We start from the raw sequence: 26,122 nt of genomic DNA on the forward strand, positions 1-26,122 counted from the left end.
TGTGTGAAAGTAGGACACCGCCAGACTCCCCCACGGAAGCCCGACTCTATGAGTCGGGCTTTGTGCTTTGTGCCGGGTGAAGCAAGGCAATCTCCCCGCCAAAACGATGCCGACCGGCATCTGTCCCGCCAATTCCACTTCCAGCTAGATCCAGCATCCGCCTTGCCGCCATCTCGGACCAACTCCAGTATTCGCCCTGCGGCTAACTATTTAAGATGTTTAGCTATTCTGGTGATCTTCAGCATCAGGAAAATGACGCAGGGACTTTGTATTCGTATGAAGAGACTGACGACCCTGAGTCGAAAGAAGACTTTCTCTCGACTCTTTTTGATTCAGATTCCCGTTTGTCTCTACCTACTCGCCAGCAGATGGCCTATGCCGGCAGATAGACTTTCCAGAAAAATACCAGAGTGAGCAGGCTGCCAAGTGCAATAACCAGGCGCTTGAGCCAGAGAGCCGGCAGGTGTTGCGACAATCGTGCTCCTGAGACACCGCCAAGAATCGTGCCAAGCAGCATGACCAACGCTGCGGGCCAGTCAACCAGATCTGCAACAATGAACGTCAGTACGGCTACTCCGGAGATCAGCACGGATAGCCATGTTTTCAGGGCATTCATTCTCGTCAGCGTGTCCAGAGAGAACAGGCTGTAAAGGGCAAGCATCATGATGCCCATGCCCCCACCAAAAAAACCTCCGTAAATTGACACAAGTAGCTGGCTGAACAGTAACAAGCCAGTATGTTGTCTGGCATCAATGGCATGGTGTGACATCCAGCGCGTCAGTGTGCTGCTGAAGGCGAACATGGCGGTGGCCAGCAGGATGAGCCACGGGATCAGCAGGTCGAAGAGGCGCGGAGAGACGATGGTTACCAACCAGCCGCCGATGATGCCGCCAGCAATGCTGTAGAGGCTTATGGCAGAAAGCCGCGGTTGGCCGCGAATCTCCTTGCGCAGGGTGATCGAGCTGGCAACATAGCCTGGCCATTGCGAAACCGAGCTGGTGGCATTGGCAATAATTGGCGGGACGCCAGAGGCAACCAGTGCCGGGAAGGTGATCAAGGTACCACCGCCGGCGACGGCATTAAGCAGGCCGGCGGCAAAGGCCGCCGTGAACAGGGTGACGGCGATCCAGAGTGTCATGCCGTCAGTACCTGACGGAAGGTATCGATCACTTTTTCAAGCTCCTTGCGGCCAACCTGCCAATGGGTAACCAGTCGCATCAGCTTATTTTCAGGCGGATTCGCCTTGATGCCGTTTGCTGACAAGGCGCTCATCAATCGCTCTGTATCAAGCGAGGCAGGTAGCTCGAACCACACCATATTGATATGGACACTATCCAGGTCGACTTTGATACCCGGCAGTGCCTGCAGCGCATTTGCCAGAAAGCGCGCATTGTCATGATCCTCATGCAGGCGCGTGCTCATTTCCTTGAGTGCCAGTATGCCAGGGGCTGCCAGCACGCCAAGCTGACGCATGCCGCCGCCCATCATCTTGCGATTCTTGCGAGCCTTGCGAATGAAGGATTCCGAGCCAGCCAGAATGGAGCCTACAGGTGCGGCCAACCCTTTGGACAGACAGCACATCACCGTATCGCAATAGCGGGTGATGTCGCGTACATCGCAGCCCAGATGGGTTGCTGCATTGAATACGCGCGCACCATCCAGATGTACCGGCACCTGATACTGCTGTGCCACTTCCCATACGGCAGCCATGTTCTGTTGCGGAATCACCTTGCCGTTGCTATGCGCGTTTTCCAGGCAGATCAGGCCGGTGCGTGGCCAGTGGATGTCTTCGCCATCCCGGATGCGTTTGCGGACTTCTTCGGCATCGAGTGCGCCGTCATTGCTGGCAATGGTGCGTAATTGCACGCCGGCGATAACGGCAGCGCCGCCAGTTTCGTGCCAGACAATGTGGCAGTCGTCACCCAGAATAACCTCGTCCCCACGCTGGCAATGTGTCAGCAGCGCAAGTTGATTGCCAAAATTACCGCTGGGGACAAACAGGGCTGCTTCTTTGCCAAGCATGCTTGCGGCCAACTGTTCCAGCTGCAGAACGGTTGGGTCATCGCCATACACATCATCGCCTACGGGGGCATTAGCCATTGCTTCACGCATGGCGGGTGTCGGATGGGTAACGGTGTCACTGCGAAGGTCAATCAGGGTCATGCCATTGCTCCGTAGGGTGGCGTACCACCGGTAGGTGGTACGCGCTCTGGATAATGGCTTATTGTGCCAGTCAGGTGAAAGCCTGAGGGAGTGAAAAATTGATCAGTGTGTTCTGCTGTCTAGTGGACGCGATAGGCGGAGCGGATTGATTCGGCTTTTTGCTGGGCTTGTTGCACGGCGATGGCTGACATCGAAATGTCAGCACCACACTGGCAGTTAAGTGGCTGATCGGGGCCAAGGCTGGCCAGATGTTGGCGTGTTTCCCGTCCGCAATCGGGGCAGTCGATGACTACAGTTGCCTTGTAATGCTTGTCCAGATCGATATCAAAGCGCGGCATTTTCATCCTTCCAGCTCCTTAAATGTTAAACGGCAGCCCGGACGGGCTGCCGTTTAATCAATATAGATCAATGACTTGTATTGGCAACTGCGTTGTCAGCCTCTGCGTTTCATGGCCGCCAGGCCTACCGGCAATTCGGAAAACCAGTTGATGAAGCGCATCACATCATTACCCTGATAAATGGCACCGTGTTGCGGGCAGAGCATGTCGATGCTCATGGAGGAGGCGCGATCACACCAGTCGCGCTTGGCTTCAGCCGAGCCCATCCAGCGACGGTGAAAGCCTTCTGCATGCTTGATATGACTGTCGAAGTCTTTGACGTAGAGACTGTTGTCATCAACTGGCAACATGGCCGCGCCGACGTCACCGGTAAACAGCAGCTTGGCATCCGGGTCATACAGGTGGAAGTTGCCCGATGAGTGCAAGAAGTGCGCGGGCATCAGCTGGACATGGCGGCTGCCCAGCGGCAAAGTCATACCTTCGTCCGGAACCGGCACCAGCGACTCGTCATCACCGCCGAAGTGGGGGACGAAGGTAGACCACAAGCGGCTGATATAGCACTTCAGATTGGGCGTACAGTCGAGCCAGAGTGCCAGCGACGAAATGATGTCCGGATCCTGATGAGAGGCAAACAGGCGGTTGATCTTGAGCGGATCGGTAACCGTCGACAGTGCGGCAAAAACCGAAGGGAAAATCTCGCTACCGCCCGGATCGGTCAGCAAAGTGTCATCGTCACTACAGATCAGGTATTCATTGGTGTCGATGATGTACCCTTGTTTGTCAGGGTCGCGGGCTATCATCACCCAGCGGTGGTCGCCATTCTGATAGATCACATGGGCTTTTTTCATCGAGTCTGCATCTCCAGGCAAAGTGCTTCGATTGCGGGTAGTATCCGCTGGATTTCTTCATCAAACTGTTGACTTACCTCTGCCAGCGAGCGGCTGAATTCGCTGCCGTAGGCGGCTTCAATCTTCGCAGAACGCGAGATGGCTGTACCAAACTGACAAAGCTTTCTGGTTTCTTCCAGTTGTTCCAGTAATTGCTTGCGAATCTGTCTGACCCGCTTGTCGACCTGAGCCAGCACCTGCTGGCGCTGCTGCAATGTGGTCTTCATGTGGTCATTCTTGGAAGGCAATTGATTGGCTGCTTTTTCCAGTAATCCGAATCTTCTTTTTTGGCGTAATTGGTCCGAGATGAGGCCAACAGTCCTGTAGGCATCTACAGCCAGGTGATTCATCTGGTTGGTCAGATCGACCGACATCACGCGCAGCTCTTTGGAAATGACACCAAAACCGACGGCAACCGCCCCTGCGCGTTGTGCCAGCAAGATGGCATTCAGCGCCATGATGTTGATATGAAATGCGACCAGCACCACCTGTTTGATGTTTTCATTGAAACGGATAAAGCTGGCCAGTTCCTCTGCTGAGCGATTGCGGAATTTGGTCGTTGTCAATTTGCTCTCCTTGGCCTGGGAGCACATGGCAAATAAATGTGCTGTATTTGGTTTAGCAGTTATTGAAGGCGAAGCAAAGCGAATTGCTTGGCGTAGATTGTTTGCTTCGGTATGCTCTACCGGTTTTTTGTCATGGTAATGGTCAAGATAATGCAGGCAGATCTGGAAAGACGTTTTGGCGGGATTGCGCGATTGTATGGTGAGGCTGCTTTACAACGTTTTTCATCTTCTCATGTCTGCGTCATTGGCGTTGGCGGCGTCGGCTCGTGGGTGGTCGAGGCTCTGGCAAGAAGCGGTATCGGTCAGCTCACCCTGATCGACCTGGATAATATTGCCGAATCCAATACCAATCGCCAGCTGCCGGCACTTGATCCGCATTACGGCATGGCCAAGGTGACGGCACTGGCCGAGCGTGTCATCGCCATCAATCCGGCATGCAAAGTAAACGAGATCGAGGATTTTGTCACTGAAGAGAACCTGGATGACATGCTGGGCCAGCAGTTCGACTTTATCGTGGATTGTATTGATAGCTTGCGTATCAAAACTGCGATTGCCGCATGGTGTGTTCGCAAGCGCCAGAAGTTTGTGGTGTCAGGCGGGGCCGGCGGGCAGATGGATCCGAGCCGGATTGCCATGGCTGATCTTGCGCTCGTTACGGAAGACCCCTTGCTATCAAAGTTGCGCTATAACTTGCGCCGCCATCATGCTTTTACACGCGAGCCGGGACAGAAGATGCGCGTCCCTTGCGTGTATTCAACCGAGCCGCTGACTTACCCGAAAAGCGAGAGCTGTGATGTCGCCAGCGGCCCTCAGGGGCTATCCTGCGCAGGTTTTGGCGCGGGCATGGTCGTCACGGCGACATTCGGCCTGTTTGCCGCGTCTTATGTGCTGAACGAACTGGCCGGCATCAAGCGCAAGAAAGTCTAAAAATCGGGGAGCTGGTAGCGCGCGCGGTACTCCTGCACGATGCGCCGGTATTCGCCGCTCTGGTGCAGATAGCTGAGGCCAAGACTGAATTGCTTGCAGGCCTGAGGGTCGAGAAAGGCTGCATGTCGTGGCGAGTCGCCAAACAGCGCGCTTCTGCTAGTGGCATGGGTATGACCGAACCTGTCCGCCTGGGTCGGGTTGGCAAAGAAAATCAGCTCGTCGGAAATGATGACATCGACGCGCTCGTTCAGCAGCAGCTTGTTCAGGGTGTCCTGATCCGCGTGTTCGCTGTAATTGGGCGATAGCCGCGAGACCCGGGCGAACTCATCACCAAGCAGTTTGCTGGCATTCTGGAAGGCGGCAATGCGCAGCGGGGCGAGATCGGCTATCTGGCGGATGTTGAGCTTTCTCTCGCTGAGAGAAATGGCGCGATTACGGTAGAACAGCAAAGGCATCGAGTAGCAGCGCTCGGACAGCAGACCCGGTGTAGTACCCAGCATGATGTCGACACTGCCTTGCTTCAGGCTCTGCAGGGCACGTGCTTGCGGCATTTGTTCGATGAAGGCGGTCAGCCCTGCGGCCTGAAGTGCGGCGAGGCTGATGGCAACCTCCAGGCCACTATGGCCATCTCCCTCAATATATGGTGGCTTGGCAAGCCCGACAGCCATGATCAGCGGCCGTGCGGCCAACGTCAGCGGCAACAGCAGGATCAGCAGCAGCATGACCTTGCTGTTGCGCGCGGTGAGTGGCTTGATCACCGGCTCAGCTGGTTTGCAGGCGGAAGATCTGCAGGGTGTCCCTGAGCTTTGTTGCCGTTTGTTCCAGCTCGTGAGCTTGCAGATCCAGCTGTTGTGCTTCCTGTTCATTCTTGTCTATCGAGCCATGCAGTTCGACGATATTGCCATGCATCAGTTGTACATCATCCAGGATGGATTGGCTCTGTCTGACATTGGTGTCGAAGGTCGATTGCAGCGAATCAAGCAGTGCGCTGGTCTGGCTGATGGCCTTGCCGATTTGTGCTGACTGACGCGCCAGCGTGTCGGCCTCATCGGCGTGATGGTTGATTGAATCGGCAGTTTGCTGGATGGTGGCCAGCAGTTTGGCGACAAAGTGATCGGTCTCGCCCAGCGTTTGCTGAGTCTTGCTGGCGAGTTTGCGTACCTCGTCGGCCACTACCGCAAAGCCGCGGCCGCTTTCACCGGCGCGGGCAGCTTCGATGGCGGCATTCAGGGCCAGCAGATTGGTCTGCTCCGAGATGCCAGAGATCAGCTGCAGGATATTGGTGATGCTTTGCACATCATGTGCCAGTGCCTCAAAACCGCTGGCCAGTGTACGGTTGCTGCTGACGTGGGCCTGCATGCCGCTGCCCATACAGGCAGCTTCGCCACCGGCCGCGCTCAGCTCGCGGCCAACCTCTCCAAGTTTGCCGGATGCCTCGCCCAGATGGCTTTTGCTTTCGGCGCACAGCGAGGCAATGTGGCGGCTATGCTCATCCATATTGCGCAGACTGGACTGACTTTGCGCGGCAAACAACTGTAGCTGGCCGGTGCTGCCACGAATGGCCTCGGCACTCTTGCTGGTCAGGCCGGCGTTATAGCTGACATCCAGCAATGCATCGTTGACCGAGCTGCACAGCAGGTTGAAACGATTTGCCATCTGGCTGATTTCATCATTGCCACGCGTTTTCAGATGATTGCCCAGATCATGCTCTTCGGCTTGTCTGGTGATATGGTTGGTTATGCGGGTGATCGAACGGGCAATACCGCTGGCCAGCAGCCAGGCGAGGGCGGTGCCGATCAGCAATGAGATGGCGCCCAGCAGCAAGGTCTCTTTCAGTACATCATTCAGCGAAGCCTGCATCTCGCTGAGCGTGATATCAGCACCCAGTAGTACGACTTGGTCATTGACCCGCATCGGCAGGAAGATGGAACGGAAGGTGCCGAATTTGTCGGTGTATTCATCGTACTGCACCTGACGCTGGGCAAAGGCTGCCTTCACGCCATCGCTGGCTTCGTAGGCTTCCATGTGATGGCCGAAGTGGTCGCTATCCCGCTCGCTCTGGCCGGCACCATCTGCAAGGTAGACTACCTGGCCACTATGCTGGCCAAGGATATAGAGATATTTGACGTTGAACTGACGGGCGTAGTCGTCCAGGGTTTTGGCGTTCTGCAGCATTTCGGCAGGCGTTACACTGCCGCTGACGAGCATCTTCGCCAGAAACTGATTACCCAGCAGGGAAGGGACGGCGCGCGCTGCGGCATTCAGCCGCGTGTCTATCTGGGTGATGGCTTGCTCGGAAGCTCGCTGCCAGGTGTGCCAGGTGAAGGCCGCGATAGTCAGCGTGTTCAAAAGCAAAAACAGGCAGATCAGTCTGGTTTTGATGCGCATTATTTTCTTCAGCTAGATTGGTAAGGGTTGGCCGGGTTGATGCTCTATAAATTTGTATTTCAATAAAAATTCCAGAGTAGTGTTTATATCTTATTGCCTTGTTAATGTCATTAATGTGGCTTGGCAAGTATATGAATAAAGAGGGAGAACTTGATGGAGATGAACAAGGTTGTTCTGGTTACCGGTGCGGATCGCGGCATTGGCCTCGCCATTGCCGCCAAGATGGCAGCACAAGGGCATTACCTGATCCTGCACGGTCTGGCAGATCAGGCTTTGCGGCAAAACTTGGCGCAACAGATGCGCGAGGCTGGCGCGCGGGATGTCTTGTATATCGCCGCAGATTTGCGCGATGGCGCGGCGATTGGCGCGCTGATTGCCGAAGCCCTGGCATGGCAGGGCAGGGTTGATGTTCTGGTCAATAATGCCGGCATGCAGCACACCGCGCCGATCACGGAGATGCCGGCGGGCGTGTGGGACAACATCATCGCGGTGAATCTGTCGGCGGCATTTCATCTGATCCAGGGCTTGCTGCCTGGCATGTTGGCCGCAAACTGGGGACGCATCATCAATATTGCTTCGGTGCACGGGCTGGTGGCCTCGGTCAACAAGGCGCCTTATGTGGCCAGCAAATTCGGCATCATCGGCCTGACCAAGGCCGTTGCATTGGAGACCGCAGGCAAGGGCGTGACGGTGAATGCGATTTGCCCGGGTTGGGTCGAGACCGCGCTGATCGAGCCGCAAATCCAGCTGCGAGCCGAACGTTTTGCCGGCGACCGCGAGGCCGGCATGCGCGATCTGGTGCTGGAGAAACAGCCTTCCGGCCGCATGAGTCAGCCCGAAGATATCGCCGAAGCGGTCGCCATGCTGTGCGGCAACTGGGCGCACAATCTGACCGGTGTGGCCCTGCCGGTGGACGGCGGCTGGACCGCACAATAAGCGTGCAAAGGTTGGTCGCATGACAAATGTGGCAATGCTTTGGCATGGCGCATACCCTTGGCCTCACGGCTCTGGTAATCTTGCAGCCAACCTTTTCAATCCGCCTTCCATCCCATGAATCCGCGTAAAGTCCGAATCTACCTTGCCTCCGGCAGTCCCCGTCGTCGTGAAATCCTCGAATCGCTCGGCTTTTTGCCCGAGCGCGTCCATGCCGACATTGATGAGAGCGTGCTGCCTGGTGAGGATGCGGTCAGCTATACCCGTCGTCTTGCCAGCGAGAAAGCCGCTGCCGGCTGGCGCGTGGCGATGGCACTGGAGCTGACGCCGCGTCCTTTGTTGTCGGCTGATACTACCGTGGTGCTCGATGGCGAAATCTTCGGCAAACCGCTGGATGCGGCAGATGCGATGCGCATGCTGCAGGCGTTCTCCGGCCGTACCCATCAGGTGGTGACCAGCGTGGCCGTGCGGCTGGGCGATCGTACCGAGGTGATCAGCAGCACGACGGATGTCACCTTCAAGACTCTCAGCGAGCAGGAAATCGAACGCTATCTGGATACCGGCGAGCCTTTCGACAAGGCCGGCGCCTACGGTATTCAAGGCATGGCCTCGGTATTTGTTTCGCACATTGCCGGCAGCTTCAGTGGCGTGGTCGGCCTGCCTATTTTCGAGACGGCGCAGCTGTTGGCCGCCTTCGATATCCAGTTACCCTGATTTGAAAGAGCCAGATGCTGCATCAACCGATTCCCCTGCCGCGTGATATTCCGCGGCCGAAAGAGCAGATCCTCGTCAATATCACCCCGCAGGAAACCCGCGTTGCCGTGCTGGAAGACGCGATCGTGCAAGAGTTGCACATCGAGCGTTCGGCCAGCCGCGGTATTGTCGGCAATATCTATCTGGGCCAGGTCAAGCGCGTTCTGCCGGGCATGCAGAGTGCCTTCATCGAGATCGGCCTCGAGCGCGCCGCCTTCCTGCACATTGCTGATGTGCTGGAACAGCGCCAGCATCCGTCCGAGCCGCAGCGTATCGAAAAGATGCTGTTCGAAGGCCAGACTGTGCTGGTGCAGGTGATCAAGGACCCGATCGGTACCAAGGGTGCGCGGCTGTCGACCCAGATCAGTCTGGCCGGCCGTTTCCTGGTGCACCTGCCGCAGGAAGAGCATATCGGCATCTCGCAGAAAATCGAGCTGGAAGCCGACCGCCTGAGCCTGAAGTCTCGGCTGGAAAGCGTGCTGCCCAAGGATGGCCCGCGTGGCTACATCATCCGTACCAGCGCCGAGACTGCGACCAATGACGAGTTGCGCGCCGACGTCGAGTATCTGTCCAAGCTGTGGTCGGACATCAAGCAAAAGTCGGTGACCCTGCCGGCCAAGAGCCTGCTGTACGACGACCTGCCGCTTGCGGTGCGGGTGTTGCGCGATATGGTCAGCGACCATACCGAAAAGGTCATCGTCGACTCGACCGAAAACTACGGCAAGATGGTGGAGTTTGCCGAGGCCTATGTGCAATCTGCGGTAGAAAAAATCGAGCGCTACAGCGGCGAGCGGCCACTGTTCGAGCTGCACGGTATCGAAACAGAAATCGAAAAAGCGCTGTCGCGTCGGGTGAATCTGAAGTTTGGCGGTTATCTGATCATCGATCAGACCGAGGCCATGACCACCATCGATGTGAATACCGGTGGCTTTGTCGGCAATCGCAATTTCGACGAAACCATTTTCAAGACCAATCTGGAAGCCACGCTGACGCTGGCTCGCCAGCTGCGACTGCGTAATCTGGGCGGCATCATCATTGTCGACTTCATCGACATGGATAGCGAAGAGCATCGCAACGCAGTGCTGACCGAGCTGGCCAAGGCGCTGGCGCGCGACCGTACCCGCGTGACGCTGAACGGCTTTACCAGCCTGGGTCTGGTTGAGGTAACCCGCAAGCGCACGCGCGAGAGCCTCGCGCACGTGCTGTGCGAGCCGTGTCCGGTCTGTCAGGGCCGTGGCGAGATCAAGACAGCGCAGACGGTCTGCTATGAGATCCAGCGCGAGATCGTGCGTGAGTCGCGTCGCTTTGATGCCAAGGGTTTCCGCATTCTGGCCGCCCAGAGCGTGATCGATATGCTGCTGGACGAAGAGTCGCAAAGCCTGGCGATGCTGATCGACTTTATCGGCAAGCCGATCTCGCTGTCGGTCGAGAGCAGTTACAGCCAGGAACAGTTTGATATCGTATTGTTGTAGTGACACCCTCATGCCGCCAGATGAAGAGGGTGGTGGTTTGGAGCAAGAAAATGAATCAGAACAGCGACGCCTTGTGGCTCGCCATCGTGCAGGAAGCAGAGCTGGCCGTCAGGGATGAGCCGCTGCTGGCCAGTTTTCTGCATATGACCGTGTTGCGACACGGCACTCTGGAGGATGTCCTCGCGTTTCACCTGTCCAGCAAGCTGGCTAGCCCGGTGATGGATGCCCGTGCCTTGATGGAGTTGTTCCGCGAAGCCTTTGCGGCCAACCCCGAGATCATCGCGGCGGTGCGTGCCGATATCGAAGCCTGTTACGAGCGCGATCCGGCCTGTGACAGTTATTCCATGCCTTTGTTGTATTTCAAGGGCTTTCATGCGATCCAGAGCCAGCGGATTACCCACTGGTTGTGGAATGGCAACAGAAAGACACTGGCGTATTTCTTGCAAAACCGCATTTCCGAAGTAATGGGTGCCGATATTCACCCGGCTGCGAAAATCGGCCATGGCGTGATGCTGGATCACGGCACCGGCATCGTGGTCGGCGAGACGGCGGTAATCGGCAATAATGTGTCGATTCTGCATGGCGTGACGCTGGGTGGCTCGGGCAAGGAGCGTGGTGATCGCCATCCGAAAATCGGCGATGGCGTGATGATCGGTGCTGGCGCGGCGATTCTGGGCAATATTCATGTCGGTGAATGTGCCAAGGTGGGTGCCGGCAGCGTGGTGCTGGATGATGTGCCGGCACATACCACGGTAGCAGGCGTACCGGCGAGGGTGGTCGCCCAGCTCTGCCCCGGCATGCCGGCGCGGGATATGGATCAGCGGGTGTAGAAAAAGGCAGACGACAGTCTGCCTTTTTTCATGGTGATGGCAAGTTTGCGATTCTGCTTAACTGTTTGCAGTGTGCCTTCTGGAAACGGTTTATTTATCAATGGCTTGATTGATCATGTGCTGATGCGTGTGTGATCAATCTTGATGGCATGATTGTTCTTGTCGCGACGATGTTTTTACCAAAATGCCATTGGCAATGTCATTTGTTTTTTCTGGAGCAATGTGCGGAGGCGGCGTAGAATCCGCCTCCTGATTAAAAACAATGGCAAAGTCATTGTCATAATAAGCAAGTAAGGGCTGAATCATGAAAATCCGTGTTGTTGATTACTGTGCCGCAGATGCTGCCGAGCAATTTACCCGTTCCCTGCACGAGACCGGCTTTGGCGTGCTGGTGAATCACCCGATCCCGCAGGATCTGGTCGAGAGCATTTACAGCAACTGGCTTGAGTTCTTCGGTACCGATGAAAAGCATGATTTTGCTTTTTCGGCCGAAAAGCAGGATGGTTACTTCTCGCCGGAAATCTCCGAGACCGCCAAAGGTCATACCCAGAAGGACATCAAGGAATACTTCCACATCTACCCGTGGGGTCGGGTGCCGGCGCAGCTTAAAGACGACGCCATGCGCTACTACGACACCGCCAATGCGCTGGCACAGCAGCTGCTGACCTGGGTCGAGCAGTACACCCCGGCCGAGATTGCGGCCAACTACAGCGAGCCGCTGTCCGGCATGATCAAGGGCAGCCAGAAGACACTGCTGCGCGTGCTGCGTTACCCGCCTCTGCGTGGTGACGAGCCGGCGGGCTCCATCCGTGCAGCGGCACATGGCGACATCAATCTGCTGACCATTCTGCCGGCGGCCAACGAGCCGGGCCTGCAGGTGCAAGACATGAATGGCAACTGGCTGGATGTGCCTTGCGACTTCGGCATGCTGATCATCAATATCGGCGACATGCTGCAGGAGGCGTCGCGCGGTTACTACCCGTCGACCATCCATCGCGTGGTCAACCCGACCGGAGAAGGTGCCAGCAAGAGCCGTATCTCGCTGCCATTGTTCCTGCATCCGCGTGACGAGGTGGTGCTGTCCGAGCGTTACACCGCGGGCAGCTATCTCGATGAGCGTCTGCGCGAACTGGGCGTGAAGAAATAAGCCGGCTTGCCGGCAGGTGATCAGCGCCTGCCCACGCAAAAACGCCTTGCCCATCGTCGGCAAGGCGTTTTGTTTTATGCTGGCTCAACCGGCTGCGGCCAACCCCGGCCATTGTCTGGCTGGCAGGTGGCTCTCAAGCACCTCGGCCAGCGCCAGCAGTTTTTCATCCTGCCAGCGTGCGCCGACCAGCTGCAGCCCGACGGGCAAGCCATCGAAGATGCCGGCCGGCAGGCTGACAACCGGATGGCCGGTCAGGGAGAACGGTGCCGTCAGGCTGATGGTCGCCTCGAAGTAAGGCAGGGCGTGGCCGTCAACCGTGATGTCAGGCGGTTGTTGCCATGGGCTGGTGATCGGCCGGGCCGGATAGGCGGTAGTCGGGGCCACCGGGCATAGCCAGGCATCAAAATGCTGCAGATGCTGTTCGAGGCTGTGGATCTGTTCTTCGCGCCATTGCAGCGCAAGGTTGTAGGCCTGAAGGTCAAAGCGCGCACCGCGGCCGAGCGCTTTCAGGATGCCCATGCGGGCGGGCAGCAGCAGTGACAGCCAGCGCAAGGCCTGGCTTTGACTGCGGGGCATGCCGAGCCCGACTTCGCCGCCGGCCAGAATGCCGAATGCCTGCCAGCAGCGGCCAACATCAAAACCGTCCGGCTGGGCGCGAACCAGCTCGCAGCCGGCGGCCTCAAGGCTGGCGACAGTCTGTTTCAGGGCCTGTCGGGTGCGCTGGCATAGCGGCAAGCCGGCAAAGTCGTCCCACCAGGCAATGCGTGGCCGGCGTGTCAGCGGTGCGACTTCCTGCAGAGGCAGCGGCGGCACGGTGCTGTCCAGCCCGTCAGCACCATGCAGTACCGAGAAGGCCAGCCGGACATCGCGCACCCGTCGCCCTAGCGCACCAAAACTCAGGCAATGCCAGACCGAGCGCCCCTGTTGTGGCAGATGCGGAATATGGCCGGTCCGCGGCAGGCGGTTCTCTGTAGCCTTGTGGCCGACAATGCCGCAATAGGCAGCCGGAATGCGGATGGAACCGGCCAGATCACTGCCAAGCTCCAGTGCCGAGAGGCCGGCAGCAATCGCCACAGCACTGCCGCCCGAGCTGCCACCCGGGGTGTGGTCGAGCTGCCACGGGTTGTGAGTCGGGCCATGCAGGGGGCTCCAGCACTGCGGGTCGCCGGCCAGTTCGGGTAGATTGCTTTTGCCCAGCAGAATGGCACCCGCAGCGCGCAGACGGGCGATCAGCGTGGCATCGTGCTCGGGCTGGTGTCCACGCAGTGGCGGGTGGCTGCTGCTGGTGGGCATGTCCGAGGTGGCAAAGGCATCCTTGATGCTGATCGGTGCGCCGGCAAGCACAGGGATGGGCTCGCCGGCACGGATACGGCTGTCGAGGGCACGTGCTGCGGCCAAGGCCTGTACCGCATCGACATGAATCAGCGCGTTCAGTTGCGGGTTCAGGCGCTGAATGCGTTCGAGATAGTGCTCGCAGGCAGATTCGGCACTGATATGCTGTTGCCGGATGGCGGCGAGAAGGCTGCACAGGTCCTCGGAAGGTTGCATGAATATGACTCCGTATTTAATGCGAAAATCATATCCGGTGAAGTGCACACCGTCGAATACCGAATCATGAAATGAGTGAGGCAAAGATGAAATTGCTGAAAGCGGCCTTGCTGGCCTTGTGTCTATCCCCGCTGGCCCAGGCCGCCGATGTGCCGGGTCGTTTTGATTTTTATGTGTTGTCGCTGTCCTGGTCGCCAGATTACTGTGCTAGCCGGCCGCAGGATGGCGAGCAGTGCGGCCGCCGCTTCGGCTTTGTCTTGCATGGTTTGTGGCCGCAGTACGAGCGGGGCTATCCGGCAGATTGCACGGCCGAGCCGCTGGATCCTGCGATGCTGCAGCGCTTTGCCGGTCTTTATCCGAGTCGCAAGCTGTTCCGGCACGAGTGGCAGAAACATGGCAGCTGCAGCGGACTGGATCAGCAGGGCTACCATCAGCTGTCGGCGCAGTTGAAACAGCGTTTTGTTGTGCCGGCACAGCTTAAGGCACCGGAACAGCCGCTGCGTTTTGACCGCGAGGCGCTCAAGCAGGCGCTGCAAGCCAGCAACCCGTGGCTGAGCAAGCAGGCGATTTCGCTGTCTTGCAGCGGCGGCGGTCGTTTTTTGCAGGAGGTGCGTTTGTGTGTCGACAAGGCGGGCAAGCAGGCTCGCGCCTGTTCGGCGCAGATGCAGGCCGCCGAAGTACGCAGCTGCAAGCAGCCTGACTTTCTGGTGCGTAGCGTCCGCTGAATGGTGGCAAATCGCTGGCAAGGTTGGCCGCAAGTCTTGCGGTCAACGTTCAGGGGCGGAAGGTCAGCCTCACCAGCAGGCCGCCATTGGCCGCATCGTGCAGGTTGATGTCGGCCTGATGCAGGCGACAGATGTCGCGCACAATCGCGAGCCCGAGGCCGCTGCCGCCGGGGGCAGCATCGGGCAGCTGGCAGAAGCGTTCGAAAACCCGTTCGCGCGCCTCGGCCGGAATGCCGGGGCCATTATCCTCGATCTCGATTTCGATACCGTCCGGATAGCGCGCGCAATCCAGCAGGCGCAAGGTCACTACACCATGTTGCGGGCTGTGGCGGATGGCATTGTCGAGCAGATTCAACAGTACTTCCTCTATCAGCACCTCGTTGCCGCGCAATTGCAATCCAACCTTGCGCGAGCGCCTGTCCACGCCAAGATCAATGTCCTTGCCGCGGGCCATTTCCAGCCTGGACAGGATGACTTTCTCGACCATGGCATCCAGATCAAATGGCGGATAAGGTTGACCGGCGGGCAGTTTGTGGCTGCCGGCATCAATGCGTGCCAGCAAGAGCAGCTGATTGGTCAGTCGTGTGGTACGGCGCAGGCTTTGTTTCAGGGCCTGCAGGCTCTCGCGCATCACTTCGGGGCTGCCGTCGCGCAATGCATGCTCGGTCTGCGTCGTCATCACGGCCAGCGGTGTGCGCAGCTGGTGTGAGGCATCGGCGGCAAAGCGGCGATAACGGGCGAGCAGACCGCCAAGGCGATGGCGATATTCATTGATCGCGTCTATCAGGGGCTGCAGTTCGCTGTGTGTCTTGCTGGCGTGCAGATCGCTGAAGTCATCCGGGGCACGTTGTTTGACCTCATCACCCAGCACACGTATCGGCTGCAGGATGCGGCGCAAGGCGAAGGCCACCAGCACCAAGGCAAACAGCACCAGCAAACCCTGGCTCAATACGGTGTATTTGAGCACGCGCAGGGCAATGAACTGACGTGCCTGGATGGTCTCGGCGACCTCGATGCGAACCATGCCCTGCAGGCCACCTTCGATCAGCGGCTTGAAAAACGTGGCCATGCGTACCGGTTTGCCGCGATAGGTGCTGTCGTGAAAGTGAACCAGTGCCGGATAAATATCGGTACGCGGTGTACCGGCTGGCATACGTGGCAGATCGGCATAGCCGGCAATGAAGCGGCCTTCGAAGTCACTGACCCGGTAAAACATCTGGCCGCGGTTGTCATATTCAAAGTTGTCGAGCGCCGAGTATGGCACTTCGACATGGATTTTGCCGTTTTCCACGCCGGTCTGGTCGGAAATGATGCGGGCCGAGGCCAGCAGGGTGCGATCGTAGGCCAGGTTGGCCGCATTGCTGCTGATCTGGTAACCGATAACGGCATTGGCTGCCCAGAGCAGCAACAGGGGGATAACCAGCCAGCGGACAAAACGGCCAAGCAGGCTGTGGCCACTAATCAGCCTGGATGCCGGCATGCTTGTGCTCCAGCAGATAGCCCAGCCCGCGCAAGGTGGTGATGGCAACGCCACTGCCATCTAGCTTTTTGCGCAGGCGATGGATGTAGACTTCGATGGCCTCGGGGTTGGCCTCGTCATCCAGGGTGAAGACCTGGTTGAACAGCCGCTCGCGGTTCAAGGGTTGGCCGCTGCGGCGGATAAGTGCTTCCAGCACCGCTTGTTCGCGTCGGGTCAGGACCAGAATCTGGCCATCGAGCTCGAAATGCTGGTTTTGCTTGTGATAGCGCAGCGGGCCGCATTGCAGCCAGGGGTTCTCGTGGCCCTGGTGTCGGCGCAGCAAGGCTTTCAGTCGGGCTTCCAGTTCGTCCAGTTCGAAGGGTTTGACCAGATAGTCATCGGCACCCATTTCCAGTCCCTTGACCTTGTCGGAGACCTCGCCACGCGCCGTCAGAATCAGTACCGGCAGTGTCTGGTGGCGTGCACGTAAGCGTTGCAGTACGTGTTCGCCGCCCATGCGTGGCAGGTTCATGTCGAGGATGGCCAGAGAGTACTCTTCGCTTTGCAAGGCCATATCGCCTTCGATGCCATCGTGAAAAATATCTACGGCGTAACCTGCTGCCGTCAATGCCTTGCCTAGCCAGCGAGCCAGCTCGGTTTCGTCTTCGATCAGGATGATGCGCATGGATTTCAGCTTGTCTTTACAATAGTCGTGATTTTGAACTTGCCTTGGGCATGCAGGGTCTGTCTCAGCTGCCGGCGTGATGCGCGCTTGCAAGGGCACAATCAATCGTTGACCGGTATCAGGAGAGCAAACAATGGCATTGAACCGCCGTTTCGTCAGTACGCTGCTGTTGGCCGCAGGCTGTGCGACCGGTAGCCCGGTGATGGCGGCCCCACCCGATCGTACCGAGTGTATCGCACCGGCCCGCCCTGGCGGCGGCTTTGATCTGTCTTGTCAGCTGGCCAGCCTGTCCTTGCTGCAGGCCGCGCAGATAGACAAGCCGATGCGAACGCTTTTCTTGCCCGGCGCCATCGGTGCGGTCGCATTTAATGTCATGGTGACGCAGCGGCCTGCCGATAGCAGTGCCATTGTGGCGTTTTCCGGCGGAACGTTGATGAATCTTGCCCAAGGAAAATACGGCAAGTATAGCGTGAACGATGTGCGCTGGCTGGCGGCTGTCGGTGTGGATTACGGCATCTTTTATGTGCGGGCTGATTCGCCTTTTCGCACACTGAAAGATCTTGTGGCTGCCTGGCGTCAGTCCCCGGCCAATATCACGATTGGCGTTGGCGGTACCATCGGCAGCCAGGACTGGCTGAAGGCGGTGCTGATTGCCCGTCAGGCGGGGATTGCTCATGAGCAGGTGCGATACGTGGCATTCGAGGGGGGCGGCGAGACGACTACAGCCTTGCTTGGCGGGCATATTCAGGTCGCCTCAGGAGACTTGAGCGAGGCCTCGCAAATGTTGCGCAGCGGAAAAGTCCGCGCATTGGCTATCTTGGCCAATAAACGGCTGAATGGTGCACTGGCGACGATTCCGACGGCTAAAGAGCAGGGCTATGATCTGGTCTGGCCCATCATCCGCGGGTTTTATGTCGGGCCGAAAGTCAGCGATGCGGATTACCGGGCATGGGAAGAGGCTTTCCGCACGGCGATGAGCAAGCCTGATTTTGCCAAGCTGCGTGATAGTCGCGGTTTGTTCCCGTTCAGCATGACAGGCGCAGCGCTCGATGCGTATGTAAAGCGGCAGGTGCAGGAGTACAAAAAGACGACGGCCGACTTTGGTCTGGTTATTAACTGACGGTGAAATGTTGTGTCTGTGGCCGGGCGGCAGCTGTAGCAGATGCGCGGCCAAGCGGGAGATGTGCTGAGCTGTTTTGAGATGGCTTTCCCGATGGTGAATTTTTTGCTGATGGCGTGGAACTTCATGCTGATGACAGATTCTTAATCTGCGGTTGCATGCAATGAGAGAACTGATTGCTTTGACCCCCGGTGGATGACACCGGGGGTTTATTTTTTTCCGGCCAACCTTTGCCTGAATGCTGGTGAGGGGCTATGGTGTCGGCAATTGCTGATATTGAGGAATGTGTAAATGCGCCTGGTTACCTGGAACGTCAATTCTCTGAAAGTACGCTTGCCGCAGGTTTTGCAATGGCTGAGTGACAATCCGGTTGAGGTCTTGTGTCTGCAAGAGCTGAAGCTCGACCAGCCGAACTTTCCGGTGGCCGAAATTGAAGCGGCGGGTTATCAGCCATTCTGGTTTGGCCAGAAAACCTATAACGGGGTGGCGATTCTGGTCAAAAACGGTTGCCAGGTGACCGATGTCCAGCAGGGGATTCCGGGCTATGCGGATGAGCAGCGCAGGGTGATTGCGGCTACCGTTGATGGCGTCCGCGTCATCTGTGCCTATTTTGTGAATGGTGAGGCGGTCGACTCGCCGAAGTACCAGTACAAGCTGCAATGGTTGGCCGCATTGTATGGCTATGTGCGTGATCAGTTGGCGGCACATCCGGCGCTGGCACTATTGGGCGATTACAATATTGCACCTGAGGACCGTGACGTTTATGACCCGGAAGGCTGGCGTGAGCAGGTGCTTTGCAGTACACCGGAACGCCAGGTCTTTGCCGACTTGCTGTCACTGGGTTTGCATGACAGCTTCCGTTTGTTTAATCAGGAAGAGAAGCAATTCACCTGGTGGGACTATCGCGGCATGATGTTCCGCCGGAATCTCGGCGTCCGGATCGATCACATCCTGATCTCGGACCTGCTCAAGCCCAAGGCTCAAGCCTGCATCATCGACAAGCTGCCGCGTAAATGGGAGCGTCCATCCGACCACACCCCGGTGATGCTGACACTGGCCTAGTGCCGGGTGGTCGAGCCCAGCATGTCGAATTGGCGCGAAAACAAGGGATGGTCAGGGGCCAGTGCATGGCCATCCTTGCAAACTTGCTGCCAGTAACGGGTATGGATGATTTCGGATTGCAGCTGGCCAGCCAGATCGCAATAAGCCTGTGTTGCGCCTGTGCGTACATGAATCTGTAGCAGAAGCAGCTTGGCATCCAGATTGTCAGGCTGGTCCTGCAGGGCTTTTTGCAGGACGTGCTCGGCTTTGGCGTATTGCTGGTAAAACAGATAGACCTCGGCTTCGCCAACCGGATCAATATTGCGCTTGTGGGCAGGTGTGAAACGAAGCTTGAATACCACTTCGTTAGCGGACGGAATTTTGCCAACGGCTTTGGCTACATCTGCGAGCATGCGTAACATGTTGATCCCCCTGATTAGGTATCTACATTGTCGGCAAGCTGCGCAGATGTCTCAATCCGTAGAAATGCTTAAGTATCAATCCGCAGACTTATCGATAAATTCCGAGTTCAGCGTTGCGCTGAGTATTGCTGGCGGTAGTTTTGCGACAACAGCATGACCAAGGCTCTCGAGCAGAACGAAGCGGATTTCTCCTTGTACTACTTTCTTGTCATGGCTCATGAGGTCGACCCAGCGCTGTTCGCCAAGATCCGGGGCCTTGCAGGGCAAGCCGGCCATCACCAGCAAGTTGGCAACCCTGTCGACATCGGCCGGGCTTAACCAGCCGGACAATTGCGATGCCTTGGCCGCAAGCAGCATGCCGATACCGACGGCCTCGCCATGTAGCCAGGTGCCATAGCCGAGACCAGCCTCGATCGCATGGCCGAATGTGTGTCCCAGATTCAGCAAGGCGCGAACGCCGGATTCTTTTTCATCCTGGGAAACGATTTCCGCCTTCATCTTGCACGAGTGTTCCACGGCATACGCCAGCGCAGTCTTGTCGCGACGACGCAGTGCAGCCATGTTCTCTTCAAGCCAGTCGATGAACCGTCTGTCACCCAGCAGGCCGTATTTGATCACCTCTGCGAGGCCAGCCGAGAGTTCTCGTGGCGACAGGGTGTCCAGCAGATCCATATCGGCGATCACCGCTTTGGGCTGATAGAACGCCCCGATCATGTTTTTGCCTTGCGGGTGGTTGATCGCAGTCTTGCCGCCGACTGACGAGTCAACTTGTGCAAGCAGGGTGGTCGGAATCTGGATGAAGGGGACGCCGCGTTGGTAGCAGGCAGCGGCAAAGCCAGTCATATCACCGATCACACCACCACCGAGCGCAATCAGGGTAATGCCACGCTCGGCCCGATTTTTCAGCAGGCTGTCAAAAATACTGTTGAGTGTTTCCCAGGTCTTGAAATCCTCACCATCCGGCAGTACGACAGGCAGGCAATTGATGCCGGCAGCTTGCAGCGTCTGCATCAGCGGTTCGAGATAGAGTGCGGAAACGGTGGTGTTGGTGACAATCGCAACATTCGATTGTTTGAGATGAGGGGTGATAAGACTGGCATCTGTCAGCAGTTGCTGGCCGATATGAATGGGGTAGCGAGTATCAGGCAGTACGAGGTCCAGTGTTCTCATGGCTATGCAGGCTTATTGTGCTGGAAATCTGCCAGCTGACGCTCCAGCCGATTTACCAGGATATTGATATTTTGATTGGAGGTATCAACGACCAGATCCGCAGCCTCCCGATAAAGAGGGTCACGGATCGTGAAGAGTTGTTCAAGCTTGCCGCGGGGGTCGGCCGTTTGCAGCAGGGGGCGGCTTTTATCGTGCTGGGTTCTGGCCAGGATGTCGTCAATCCTGGCTCGCAGATAGATGACTGTGCCAGTTCTTTTTAACCACTCACGATTTTCGGCTGCAAGAATAGCGCCGCCACCTGTTGCGAGGACAATATTCGGCATCTGGCAGAGTTCGGCGATGGTATCGCGTTCGCGTTCGCGAAAGCGGTGCTCGCCTTCGATATCAAAGATGGTGGTAATCCGCACGCCGGTTCTCTTCTCGATTTCATGATCCGAGTCGTAGAACTGTTTGCCGAAATGCCTTGCCAAGGTGCGGCCAACCGTTGTTTTGCCCGCCCCCATTAGCCCGATCAGATAGATATTGCCTGCAAATTTCATGCTGGGCATTGTAAATGAATAGCCAGGTGCTGTCCTGTCATTAGCGGCCAATCAGCTCGTTCTCGACGATGCGCGGCGTGATGAAAATCAGCAGCTCCCGACGGTTATTGCTGACAGACTTATTACGGAAAAGGTGGCCAAGCACCGGGATGTCGCCAAGAAGAGGAATCTTGTTTTCGACATTGTTCTGGTCTTGTACGTAAATGCCACCAATCACGACTGTGCCACCATTCTCAACCCTTACCTGGGTCTTTACCGTCTTGTTGTCGATGGCTGGGCCTGCACTCAGTGTCAGCTTGGTATTGGGTGTGTCTTTCGAGATATCAAGATCCATGATGATATCGTCCTCCGGGGTCACCTGTGGCGTGACAGCGAGGCTCAGGTTGGCCTTCTTGAAGGTGGTCGATGCTTTGCCGTTATCGTCAACGCTTTGATAAGGGATCTCAGTACCTTCGGTAATCATGGCCTTGGTGCGGTCGGCAGTCAGAATGCGCGGGCTTGAAACGATCTTGCCTTGGTCTTCGGCCTGCATGGCTGACAGCTCGAGTCCTATCAGCGTGCTGGTATTCTTGAAAATGGCGCCAATTGCCCCACCACCTAAAGAGGCTGGCAGATTGACGTTAGGTGCCCAGGTTGTCGGAATCGGGAGTTGTGTGCCAGTTCCTGGCACTGGCATGCCCGTGCCGAGCTGGCTCCAGTTACCGATGGCAGTGTCGCCGCCAAGCTTGGTGACGCCAAGCTTCACGCCCAAGTCACGCTGGAAGTTATCTTTGGCTTCGACAATTCGTGCCTCTATGAGTACCTGACGTAGTGGTACATCGAGAATCTCGATTACACGCCTGATTTCCTCCAATACGGAAACCCGCTCACGAATGATCAGCCGGTTGGAGCGTGAGTCCACCAGAATGGCAGAGTCATTGCTGTTGGTTGTGGTTGTATCGCCGGCAGTCGTACGCTCGGTAACCCTTCGGGTCAGATCTTGTATTGCAGCCTTGATTTCTTCTGCAGCGCGGTATTTGATCGTGACTGTTTCTGTGATGACCGGCTCTGCATTAACTTTCTGTTTGCGGGCTTCCGCGGCTTGTTTTTCAATTTCGATGATTTCATTGCGAGGGGCAATTCTGATCACATTGCCCACGGCGCGTTTTTCCAGATTCTTCTGTTCCAGAATCAGATCGAGAGCCTGATCCCATGGCACATCGTTAAGGCGCAAGGTGAGTGTGCCGCTGACGCTATCACTGGTAATAATGTTGAGCCCGGTAAATTCGGCAATTACCTGCAAGAGAGAGCGTACTTCCACTGTCTGGAAGTTAAGCGACAGTCGCTCGCCCTTGTAGCTGCTCTTGCCTTGTGCTTGAAGGTTGGCTTCTGCTTCCTGATCGGTAATGGTACGAACTTCGATGACCAGCTGCTTGTTTGTCTGATAAGACGAAAATTCCCAATTACCGGCAGACTGGATGGTAATCAGGCTATTGCTACCTTGATTGGTGGCATCCACTCGGCTGGCCGGGGTGGCAAAGTCGGTGACGTCAAGTCTGCGTTCGAGATGTCTGGGCAGATTTACTCCTGACAGATTAACTACCAGGTTGTTGCCTTCACGTTTAATCTCGGAAGGTGTGCTGTCGCTAGGCGTATCAATGACAATGCGGGCCTCGCCTTTGGCACCACGTCTGAATTCCACATTCCGAATCATGCCGCCCAGAGGCGTACTGGCTTGAATAACGGATGGAGAGGGTTTTTCGATCGGGGCCGATACCTTGGAGCTGGCGATAGCTGTGTCAGCTCTGGCAGGGTTTCCCAGATTAATCAGCAGCTGGTTATTGCTGATCGTAGCCTTGTGCGCAATGCTCTTGTTGAGATTCAATATCAGGCGGGCGCGATCAACACTCTCTACGATCGTGGCACTTTGCAGTTGTGAATTGGCAAATTGCAGCTGAGACTTGCCGGTCTGATTCCTTGTTTCCTTGAAATCGTAGGCAATCCTAGGAGGATTGCTGATCGAGAAACTGCTTGGCTCCGAAGGCGGTTGATCAAAAGTAATAGCCAGAGTCTGATTGTCCGGATCGCTGCCCTGCAACTCGATTGCGGTGATGTTATTGCTGGCCAAAACGCACAGAGGCATGAATGCTGTCAGGATGCTGAAGCTCAGTTTTGTCAGGCTGTTCTTTTTCACGGTTTTTGTCCTTGATCTTGCTGCAGCAGATACAACGATGTTTCCTGTTGAATCCATTCACCATTAATGTCTTCGACGGTTTCTTCAAGCACCAGTTCGGTTTCTGTTATGCGTTTGACTACACCAAAATTGGGGCCGATATAGTTGCCGGGTTTGACTCGATAGATGGCGCCATCCGGGGTTTGTATCAGACCGAAGTACTGCTGGTTCTGTTTAATTGTGCCGGTGAGTCTGATCTGGTTCAGCTCGTAGTTCTCGAGGAGTTCTCGAACACGATTGGTATTAGGTCTGTTGCCCTGTGCCTTTTTTCTTGCCTCTTCCAGGCGCTGGGGGGCAAATGGTGATCCGGCAGATGCATATTGTATGTCATATGGCTGATAGGCTAGTAGCTCAGGCAGTGGTTCTACTTTTCCGTGGAGCCCTGCTGATGAGCTCTGCATCCATTGTCCCAAGTCTTCTTTTTCCGGGCCACCCAGGCAGCCTGTCAATGTAAGGCTGCTGATGCACAGCAGGCAGGCGAATGCTTTTTTCATTGAGCGCCCACTTTTGCAGTTTGCTCATTGGCATCCAGCGAGCGGTAGGTTCGGGCCGTTGCCATCATGACTAACTTGTCCTCGCCGGCTTTGCCTGCGGGGGTTAGCGATATGTCGTGGATGGTGACGATTCGTGATAGTCGCGAAACATCATGTACAAATGTCGATAGCTCTTCATAGCTACCACTAAGCCTGATCTGGATTGGCAGAGTCGCCATTTGTTCGTTTGGAATTTCGGAACCGGGGCGGAATAGTTCGAATTGCAGGCCGCGGCCTATGCCAGCCTGGTTGATTTCGGTCAGCAAGGCATCCATTTCGGAGCGAGATGGTAGCTGCTTCAGGAGCGTGCCAAATGAAGATTCGATCTGGGTTAGCTGTGCCTCAAGTGCAGCCAGATTGTTGGCTTGTTTTTTCTTGTCCAGAAACTGTTCCCGCAGCTGCACCTCTTGCTGCTCAAGTGCCGAGAGCTCATCTTGCTGACCGGAGAATAAGAGAAATTGCGCCGCAATCAGAATCAGTAACAGCATGAGTGCCAAGCTGATCATCTGTACTTTGAGTGTCAGATTAGGCAAGTCCTTGAAGTCAACGCTGCGGAGCTCATCAAGTGTCATTGCGGAGCCTCCCCATTTTGATTTGCAGCGGGCGGTTTCAAGTTGATATTCATACTGAAATCATTGGCGCGCACGCGATCGACAATAGTTGACTTTACTTCTATCAATACCGGGGCGGTAAATACTTCAGATTCATTCAGATTTCTCATAAATGCCGAGATACGGGCGCTCGAGAGTGCGGTTCCACTGATAGAGATGGAGTTTCCAGACTGCCTGAAGTCTTTGATGAACACGCCTTCCGGCAAGACATGACGAAGGTGATCCATGACTTGAATTGCTTCGGTACGGCTGTATTGAAGTTGCTCTACCAGCCGTTTGCGCTCAAGCAGGGCATTACGACGGTTTCGTAAATTTTCAACATTCGATAGTTTGGAGTTGAGTGTATTGATGGCGTCTTGTAGTTGCTGGTTTCTTGCTTGTTGCTCCTCTAGCAGTGCAACGTGATAGCTATATCCGGCGTATGTCATCAGAAGAGCGGTTAACACGGAGGCAACCAGTAATGACTGGAATCGCTGACGGTGTTTGGCCCGTTTGATTTCACGATGGGGCAGCAGATTGATGCGCAACATGTCAGTCAAACCTCCGCAGTGCGAGGCCGCATGCCACTAATAATGAAGGTGCATCCAGTAGCAGCTCTTTCAGATCGATGGAGCTGGAGTGCGTCATGGTGGTGAAGGGGTTGGCAATCATGGTGCTGATCTGCGTTCTGGCAAGGACGGCATCATCAAGCCCCGCCAGCATGCTGCAGCCACCTGCTAGCAGAATGTAATCAACCCGCAGGTATTGTGACAGGCTGACCGATGTGTAGAAGAACTGGAGCGCGCGTTGAATCTCCTGAGCTAGAGAGTCCACAAAGGGGTGTAGCAACTCGTACTCGTAACCTTCTGGCAGCGACATTGTGCGCTTTCCTGACTCGGCCTCTTCATGAGAGTAGCCATAGCGGCGCTGGATATCCCGAGTCAGCTGTGCACCACCAAATGCCTGTTCGCGGTAGTAAAGCTGCTGGTTATTTCTGATTACCGAGCAGTGAATGCTGGTGGCGCCAATGTCGAACAAGGCAAAAGTCTGGTTCATGCCCTGATCGGGTAGCTGCTGCTGGATCTGCTCGAACGATGTAAGCATGGCAAAGGCATCGATATCCATGATGTCGACTTTAAGCCCTGCCATTTCGGCGACGGCAACTCGCTCTTCGACTTTTTCTTTTCTGGCAGCGCAGATCATGACGTCGAGGTCATTGGCGTTGATTTGTGATGGGCCGAGGACTTGGTAATCGAGGTTGACTTCTTCCAACGGGAATGGAATGTATTGGTTTGCTTCATTCTCGATATGAATTTCCAGGTCATCACTATTGTGTGCCGCCGGGACGAGGACTTTCTTGTAAATGGCCATGGAAGTAGGCAGGGCCAGCGTCACGCGTTTGGCTGATGAGCCCAGTTTTTTTCTGGCAGCACGAATGGCGTCAGCGACAGCTTCCATATTCTGGATACTGCCTTCATTGACAGCGTCTTTGGGAAGAGGGTGAATAATGTAGCGTTCAAGATGCGGGGAGTGGCCATTGGCACCGAGCTCGACAATCTTGACTGCAGTCGAACTGATGTCCATGCCAAGAATGGCATGCTCCTGCCCCGGGATAAAGCGGCGCAGTGACTGTTTGAGGCCCTCAAGATCCAATCCGTTCTTCTTTTCGAACAT

Annotated in this window: 28 protein-coding genes; 9 read left to right on the forward strand and 19 right to left on the reverse strand. The window is 56.2% G+C overall.

Annotated elements, in window-relative coordinates:
* Positions 1 to 373 precede the first annotated feature (373 nt).
* The 5 genes from ACZ9W6_RS15245 to ACZ9W6_RS15265 all read right to left on the reverse strand — a co-directional run bounded on the left by ACZ9W6_RS15245 (position 374) and on the right by ACZ9W6_RS15265 (position 3,954).
* Positions 374 to 1,138: a sulfite exporter TauE/SafE family protein gene (locus ACZ9W6_RS15245; RefSeq protein WP_465192024.1), complete on the reverse strand. Its 765-nt coding sequence runs from the start codon at positions 1,136 to 1,138 to the stop codon at positions 374 to 376.
* Positions 1,135 to 2,163 carry a low-specificity L-threonine aldolase gene (ltaE, locus tag ACZ9W6_RS15250; RefSeq protein WP_465192025.1) on the reverse strand — a complete coding sequence of 343 codons (1,029 nt, stop codon included), beginning with the start codon at positions 2,161 to 2,163 and terminating at the stop codon, positions 1,135 to 1,137. The genes ACZ9W6_RS15245 and ltaE overlap by 4 nt, the downstream gene beginning before the upstream one ends.
* 119 nt (positions 2,164 to 2,282) lie before the next feature.
* Positions 2,283 to 2,507: a hypothetical protein gene (locus tag ACZ9W6_RS15255; protein WP_465192026.1), complete on the reverse strand. Its 225-nt coding sequence runs from the start codon at positions 2,505 to 2,507 to the stop codon at positions 2,283 to 2,285.
* Between the two features lie 89 nt (positions 2,508 to 2,596).
* Positions 2,597 to 3,349 carry an oxygen-binding di-iron domain-containing protein gene (locus tag ACZ9W6_RS15260; protein WP_465192027.1) on the reverse strand — a complete coding sequence of 251 codons (753 nt, stop codon included), beginning with the start codon at positions 3,347 to 3,349 and terminating at the stop codon, positions 2,597 to 2,599.
* Positions 3,346 to 3,954 carry a hypothetical protein gene (locus ACZ9W6_RS15265; protein WP_465192028.1) on the reverse strand — a complete coding sequence of 203 codons (609 nt, stop codon included), beginning with the start codon at positions 3,952 to 3,954 and terminating at the stop codon, positions 3,346 to 3,348. The genes ACZ9W6_RS15260 and ACZ9W6_RS15265 overlap by 4 nt, the downstream gene beginning before the upstream one ends.
* Before the next feature lie 150 nt (positions 3,955 to 4,104).
* Here ACZ9W6_RS15265 and ACZ9W6_RS15270 point away from each other — a divergent pair, with 150 nt between their 5' ends.
* On the forward strand, positions 4,105 to 4,881 hold the full coding sequence (locus ACZ9W6_RS15270) for a tRNA threonylcarbamoyladenosine dehydratase (protein ID WP_465192029.1): 777 nt from the start codon (positions 4,105 to 4,107) through the stop codon (positions 4,879 to 4,881).
* Here ACZ9W6_RS15270 and ACZ9W6_RS15275 read toward each other — a convergent pair.
* Both ACZ9W6_RS15275 and ACZ9W6_RS15280 read right to left on the reverse strand, forming a co-directional pair.
* Positions 4,878 to 5,639 carry a substrate-binding periplasmic protein gene (locus ACZ9W6_RS15275; protein WP_465192030.1) on the reverse strand — a complete coding sequence of 254 codons (762 nt, stop codon included), beginning with the start codon at positions 5,637 to 5,639 and terminating at the stop codon, positions 4,878 to 4,880. The two genes, ACZ9W6_RS15270 and ACZ9W6_RS15275, sit on opposite strands and share 4 nt — an antisense overlap.
* A gap of 4 nt (positions 5,640 to 5,643) precedes the next feature.
* On the reverse strand, positions 5,644 to 7,269 hold the full coding sequence (locus ACZ9W6_RS15280; RefSeq protein ID WP_465192031.1) for a methyl-accepting chemotaxis protein: 1,626 nt from the start codon (positions 7,267 to 7,269) through the stop codon (positions 5,644 to 5,646).
* Positions 7,270 to 7,428: 159 nt separating this feature from the next.
* Here ACZ9W6_RS15280 and ACZ9W6_RS15285 point away from each other — a divergent pair, with 159 nt between their 5' ends.
* The 4 genes from ACZ9W6_RS15285 to cysE all read left to right on the forward strand — a co-directional run bounded on the left by ACZ9W6_RS15285 (position 7,429) and on the right by cysE (position 11,257).
* A complete protein-coding gene (locus ACZ9W6_RS15285) occupies positions 7,429 to 8,205 on the forward strand; it encodes a 3-hydroxybutyrate dehydrogenase (protein ID WP_465192032.1) in 777 nt (258 codons plus the stop codon).
* Between the two features lie 114 nt (positions 8,206 to 8,319).
* Positions 8,320 to 8,916, forward strand: coding sequence for a Maf family protein (locus tag ACZ9W6_RS15290; protein WP_465192033.1), 597 nt, complete (start codon positions 8,320 to 8,322; stop codon positions 8,914 to 8,916).
* 14 nt (positions 8,917 to 8,930) lie between these two features.
* A complete protein-coding gene (gene rng / locus ACZ9W6_RS15295; protein WP_465192034.1) occupies positions 8,931 to 10,427 on the forward strand; it encodes a ribonuclease G in 1,497 nt (498 codons plus the stop codon).
* Between the two features lie 50 nt (positions 10,428 to 10,477).
* Positions 10,478 to 11,257: a serine O-acetyltransferase gene (gene cysE, locus ACZ9W6_RS15300; RefSeq protein ID WP_465192035.1), complete on the forward strand. Its 780-nt coding sequence runs from the start codon at positions 10,478 to 10,480 to the stop codon at positions 11,255 to 11,257.
* 135 nt (positions 11,258 to 11,392) lie between these two features.
* Here the strand turns inward: cysE and ACZ9W6_RS15305 are convergent, their stop codons facing one another.
* Positions 11,393 to 11,563, reverse strand: coding sequence for a hypothetical protein (locus ACZ9W6_RS15305; RefSeq protein ID WP_465192036.1), 171 nt, complete (start codon positions 11,561 to 11,563; stop codon positions 11,393 to 11,395).
* Between ACZ9W6_RS15305 and ACZ9W6_RS15310 the strand changes: the two genes are divergently transcribed.
* A complete protein-coding gene (locus ACZ9W6_RS15310) occupies positions 11,562 to 12,404 on the forward strand; it encodes an isopenicillin N synthase family dioxygenase (protein WP_465192037.1) in 843 nt (280 codons plus the stop codon). The genes ACZ9W6_RS15305 and ACZ9W6_RS15310 overlap by 2 nt on opposite strands.
* Positions 12,405 to 12,488: 84 nt before the next feature.
* On the opposite strand, the gene ACZ9W6_RS15315 is transcribed toward ACZ9W6_RS15310, so the two are convergent.
* Positions 12,489 to 13,952: an amidase gene (locus ACZ9W6_RS15315; RefSeq protein ID WP_465192038.1), complete on the reverse strand. Its 1,464-nt coding sequence runs from the start codon at positions 13,950 to 13,952 to the stop codon at positions 12,489 to 12,491.
* An 86-nt stretch (positions 13,953 to 14,038) separates the two neighbouring features.
* Between ACZ9W6_RS15315 and ACZ9W6_RS15320 the strand changes: the two genes are divergently transcribed.
* On the forward strand, positions 14,039 to 14,677 hold the full coding sequence (locus ACZ9W6_RS15320; RefSeq protein WP_465192039.1) for a ribonuclease T2 family protein: 639 nt from the start codon (positions 14,039 to 14,041) through the stop codon (positions 14,675 to 14,677).
* A 49-nt stretch (positions 14,678 to 14,726) separates the two neighbouring features.
* Here the strand turns inward: ACZ9W6_RS15320 and ACZ9W6_RS15325 are convergent, their stop codons facing one another.
* Together ACZ9W6_RS15325 and ACZ9W6_RS15330 are read right to left on the reverse strand one after the other, a co-directional pair.
* Positions 14,727 to 16,157, reverse strand: coding sequence for a sensor histidine kinase (locus ACZ9W6_RS15325; protein WP_465192040.1), 1,431 nt, complete (start codon positions 16,155 to 16,157; stop codon positions 14,727 to 14,729).
* Positions 16,135 to 16,821: a response regulator gene (locus ACZ9W6_RS15330; protein ID WP_465192041.1), complete on the reverse strand. Its 687-nt coding sequence runs from the start codon at positions 16,819 to 16,821 to the stop codon at positions 16,135 to 16,137. The genes ACZ9W6_RS15325 and ACZ9W6_RS15330 overlap by 23 nt, the downstream gene beginning before the upstream one ends.
* Positions 16,822 to 17,143: 322 nt before the next feature.
* Here ACZ9W6_RS15330 and ACZ9W6_RS15335 point away from each other — a divergent pair, with 322 nt between their 5' ends.
* Together ACZ9W6_RS15335 and xth are read left to right on the forward strand one after the other, a co-directional pair.
* A complete protein-coding gene (locus ACZ9W6_RS15335) occupies positions 17,144 to 17,941 on the forward strand; it encodes a tripartite tricarboxylate transporter substrate binding protein (RefSeq protein WP_465192042.1) in 798 nt (265 codons plus the stop codon).
* A gap of 291 nt (positions 17,942 to 18,232) precedes the next feature.
* On the forward strand, positions 18,233 to 19,003 hold the full coding sequence (gene xth, locus ACZ9W6_RS15340) for an exodeoxyribonuclease III (protein ID WP_465192043.1): 771 nt from the start codon (positions 18,233 to 18,235) through the stop codon (positions 19,001 to 19,003).
* Here the strand turns inward: xth and ACZ9W6_RS15345 are convergent.
* The 8 genes from ACZ9W6_RS15345 to ACZ9W6_RS15380 all read right to left on the reverse strand — a co-directional run bounded on the left by ACZ9W6_RS15345 (position 19,000) and on the right by ACZ9W6_RS15380 (position 26,122).
* Entirely contained in the window at positions 19,000 to 19,404 is a 405-nt protein-coding gene (locus tag ACZ9W6_RS15345; protein WP_465192044.1) for a type IV pilus assembly protein FimV, read from the reverse strand. The two genes, xth and ACZ9W6_RS15345, sit on opposite strands and share 4 nt — an antisense overlap.
* A 75-nt stretch (positions 19,405 to 19,479) precedes the next feature.
* The gene (gene aroB / locus ACZ9W6_RS15350; protein WP_465192045.1) at positions 19,480 to 20,574 is read right to left on the reverse strand and encodes a 3-dehydroquinate synthase; all 1,095 of its coding nucleotides are present in this window, start codon (positions 20,572 to 20,574) and stop codon (positions 19,480 to 19,482) included.
* Positions 20,575 to 20,576: 2 nt separating this feature from the next.
* Positions 20,577 to 21,122, reverse strand: coding sequence for a shikimate kinase AroK (gene aroK / locus ACZ9W6_RS15355; RefSeq protein ID WP_465192046.1), 546 nt, complete (start codon positions 21,120 to 21,122; stop codon positions 20,577 to 20,579).
* A gap of 31 nt (positions 21,123 to 21,153) precedes the next feature.
* Positions 21,154 to 23,286: a type IV pilus secretin PilQ gene (gene pilQ / locus ACZ9W6_RS15360; protein ID WP_465192047.1), complete on the reverse strand. Its 2,133-nt coding sequence runs from the start codon at positions 23,284 to 23,286 to the stop codon at positions 21,154 to 21,156.
* Positions 23,283 to 23,819 carry a pilus assembly protein PilP gene (locus ACZ9W6_RS15365; RefSeq protein ID WP_465192048.1) on the reverse strand — a complete coding sequence of 179 codons (537 nt, stop codon included), beginning with the start codon at positions 23,817 to 23,819 and terminating at the stop codon, positions 23,283 to 23,285. The genes pilQ and ACZ9W6_RS15365 overlap by 4 nt, the downstream gene beginning before the upstream one ends.
* The gene (locus tag ACZ9W6_RS15370) at positions 23,816 to 24,430 is read right to left on the reverse strand and encodes a type IV pilus inner membrane component PilO (protein WP_465192049.1); all 615 of its coding nucleotides are present in this window, start codon (positions 24,428 to 24,430) and stop codon (positions 23,816 to 23,818) included. Before ACZ9W6_RS15370 ends, ACZ9W6_RS15365 begins: the two co-directional genes overlap by 4 nt.
* Positions 24,427 to 24,999: a PilN domain-containing protein gene (locus ACZ9W6_RS15375; RefSeq protein WP_465192050.1), complete on the reverse strand. Its 573-nt coding sequence runs from the start codon at positions 24,997 to 24,999 to the stop codon at positions 24,427 to 24,429. The genes ACZ9W6_RS15370 and ACZ9W6_RS15375 overlap by 4 nt, the downstream gene beginning before the upstream one ends.
* 1 nt (position 25,000) lies before the next feature.
* A complete protein-coding gene (locus tag ACZ9W6_RS15380; protein ID WP_465192051.1) occupies positions 25,001 to 26,122 on the reverse strand; it encodes a pilus assembly protein PilM in 1,122 nt (373 codons plus the stop codon).

The sequence above is a fragment of the Vogesella lacus genome (assembly GCF_979366295.1).

Coding starts and splice junctions, on each gene's coding strand:
- ACZ9W6_RS15245 (WP_465192024.1), bottom strand. CDS start 1,138: ATGACACTCTGGATCGCCGTCACCCTGTTCACGGCGGCCTTTGCCGCC.
- ltaE (WP_465192025.1), bottom strand. CDS start 2,163: ATGACCCTGATTGACCTTCGCAGTGACACCGTTACCCATCCGACACCC.
- ACZ9W6_RS15255 (WP_465192026.1), bottom strand. CDS start 2,507: ATGAAAATGCCGCGCTTTGATATCGATCTGGACAAGCATTACAAGGCA.
- ACZ9W6_RS15260 (WP_465192027.1), bottom strand. CDS start 3,349: ATGAAAAAAGCCCATGTGATCTATCAGAATGGCGACCACCGCTGGGTG.
- ACZ9W6_RS15270 (WP_465192029.1), top strand. CDS start 4,105: ATGCAGGCAGATCTGGAAAGACGTTTTGGCGGGATTGCGCGATTGTAT.
- ACZ9W6_RS15280 (WP_465192031.1), bottom strand. CDS start 7,269: ATGCGCATCAAAACCAGACTGATCTGCCTGTTTTTGCTTTTGAACACG.
- ACZ9W6_RS15285 (WP_465192032.1), top strand. CDS start 7,429: ATGAACAAGGTTGTTCTGGTTACCGGTGCGGATCGCGGCATTGGCCTC.
- ACZ9W6_RS15290 (WP_465192033.1), top strand. CDS start 8,320: ATGAATCCGCGTAAAGTCCGAATCTACCTTGCCTCCGGCAGTCCCCGT.
- rng (WP_465192034.1), top strand. CDS start 8,931: ATGCTGCATCAACCGATTCCCCTGCCGCGTGATATTCCGCGGCCGAAA.
- cysE (WP_465192035.1), top strand. CDS start 10,478: ATGAATCAGAACAGCGACGCCTTGTGGCTCGCCATCGTGCAGGAAGCA.
- ACZ9W6_RS15310 (WP_465192037.1), top strand. CDS start 11,562: ATGAAAATCCGTGTTGTTGATTACTGTGCCGCAGATGCTGCCGAGCAA.
- ACZ9W6_RS15305 (WP_465192036.1), bottom strand. CDS start 11,563: ATGATTCAGCCCTTACTTGCTTATTATGACAATGACTTTGCCATTGTT.
- ACZ9W6_RS15315 (WP_465192038.1), bottom strand. CDS start 13,952: ATGCAACCTTCCGAGGACCTGTGCAGCCTTCTCGCCGCCATCCGGCAA.
- ACZ9W6_RS15320 (WP_465192039.1), top strand. CDS start 14,039: ATGAAATTGCTGAAAGCGGCCTTGCTGGCCTTGTGTCTATCCCCGCTG.
- ACZ9W6_RS15325 (WP_465192040.1), bottom strand. CDS start 16,157: ATGCCGGCATCCAGGCTGATTAGTGGCCACAGCCTGCTTGGCCGTTTT.
- ACZ9W6_RS15330 (WP_465192041.1), bottom strand. CDS start 16,821: ATGCGCATCATCCTGATCGAAGACGAAACCGAGCTGGCTCGCTGGCTA.
- ACZ9W6_RS15335 (WP_465192042.1), top strand. CDS start 17,144: ATGCGAACGCTTTTCTTGCCCGGCGCCATCGGTGCGGTCGCATTTAAT.
- xth (WP_465192043.1), top strand. CDS start 18,233: ATGCGCCTGGTTACCTGGAACGTCAATTCTCTGAAAGTACGCTTGCCG.
- ACZ9W6_RS15345 (WP_465192044.1), bottom strand. CDS start 19,404: ATGTTACGCATGCTCGCAGATGTAGCCAAAGCCGTTGGCAAAATTCCG.
- aroB (WP_465192045.1), bottom strand. CDS start 20,574: ATGAGAACACTGGACCTCGTACTGCCTGATACTCGCTACCCCATTCAT.
- aroK (WP_465192046.1), bottom strand. CDS start 21,122: ATGCCCAGCATGAAATTTGCAGGCAATATCTATCTGATCGGGCTAATG.
- ACZ9W6_RS15365 (WP_465192048.1), bottom strand. CDS start 23,819: ATGAAAAAAGCATTCGCCTGCCTGCTGTGCATCAGCAGCCTTACATTG.
- ACZ9W6_RS15370 (WP_465192049.1), bottom strand. CDS start 24,430: ATGACACTTGATGAGCTCCGCAGCGTTGACTTCAAGGACTTGCCTAAT.
- ACZ9W6_RS15375 (WP_465192050.1), bottom strand. CDS start 24,999: ATGTTGCGCATCAATCTGCTGCCCCATCGTGAAATCAAACGGGCCAAA.
- ACZ9W6_RS15380 (WP_465192051.1), bottom strand. CDS start 26,122: ATGTTCGAAAAGAAGAACGGATTGGATCTTGAGGGCCTCAAACAGTCA.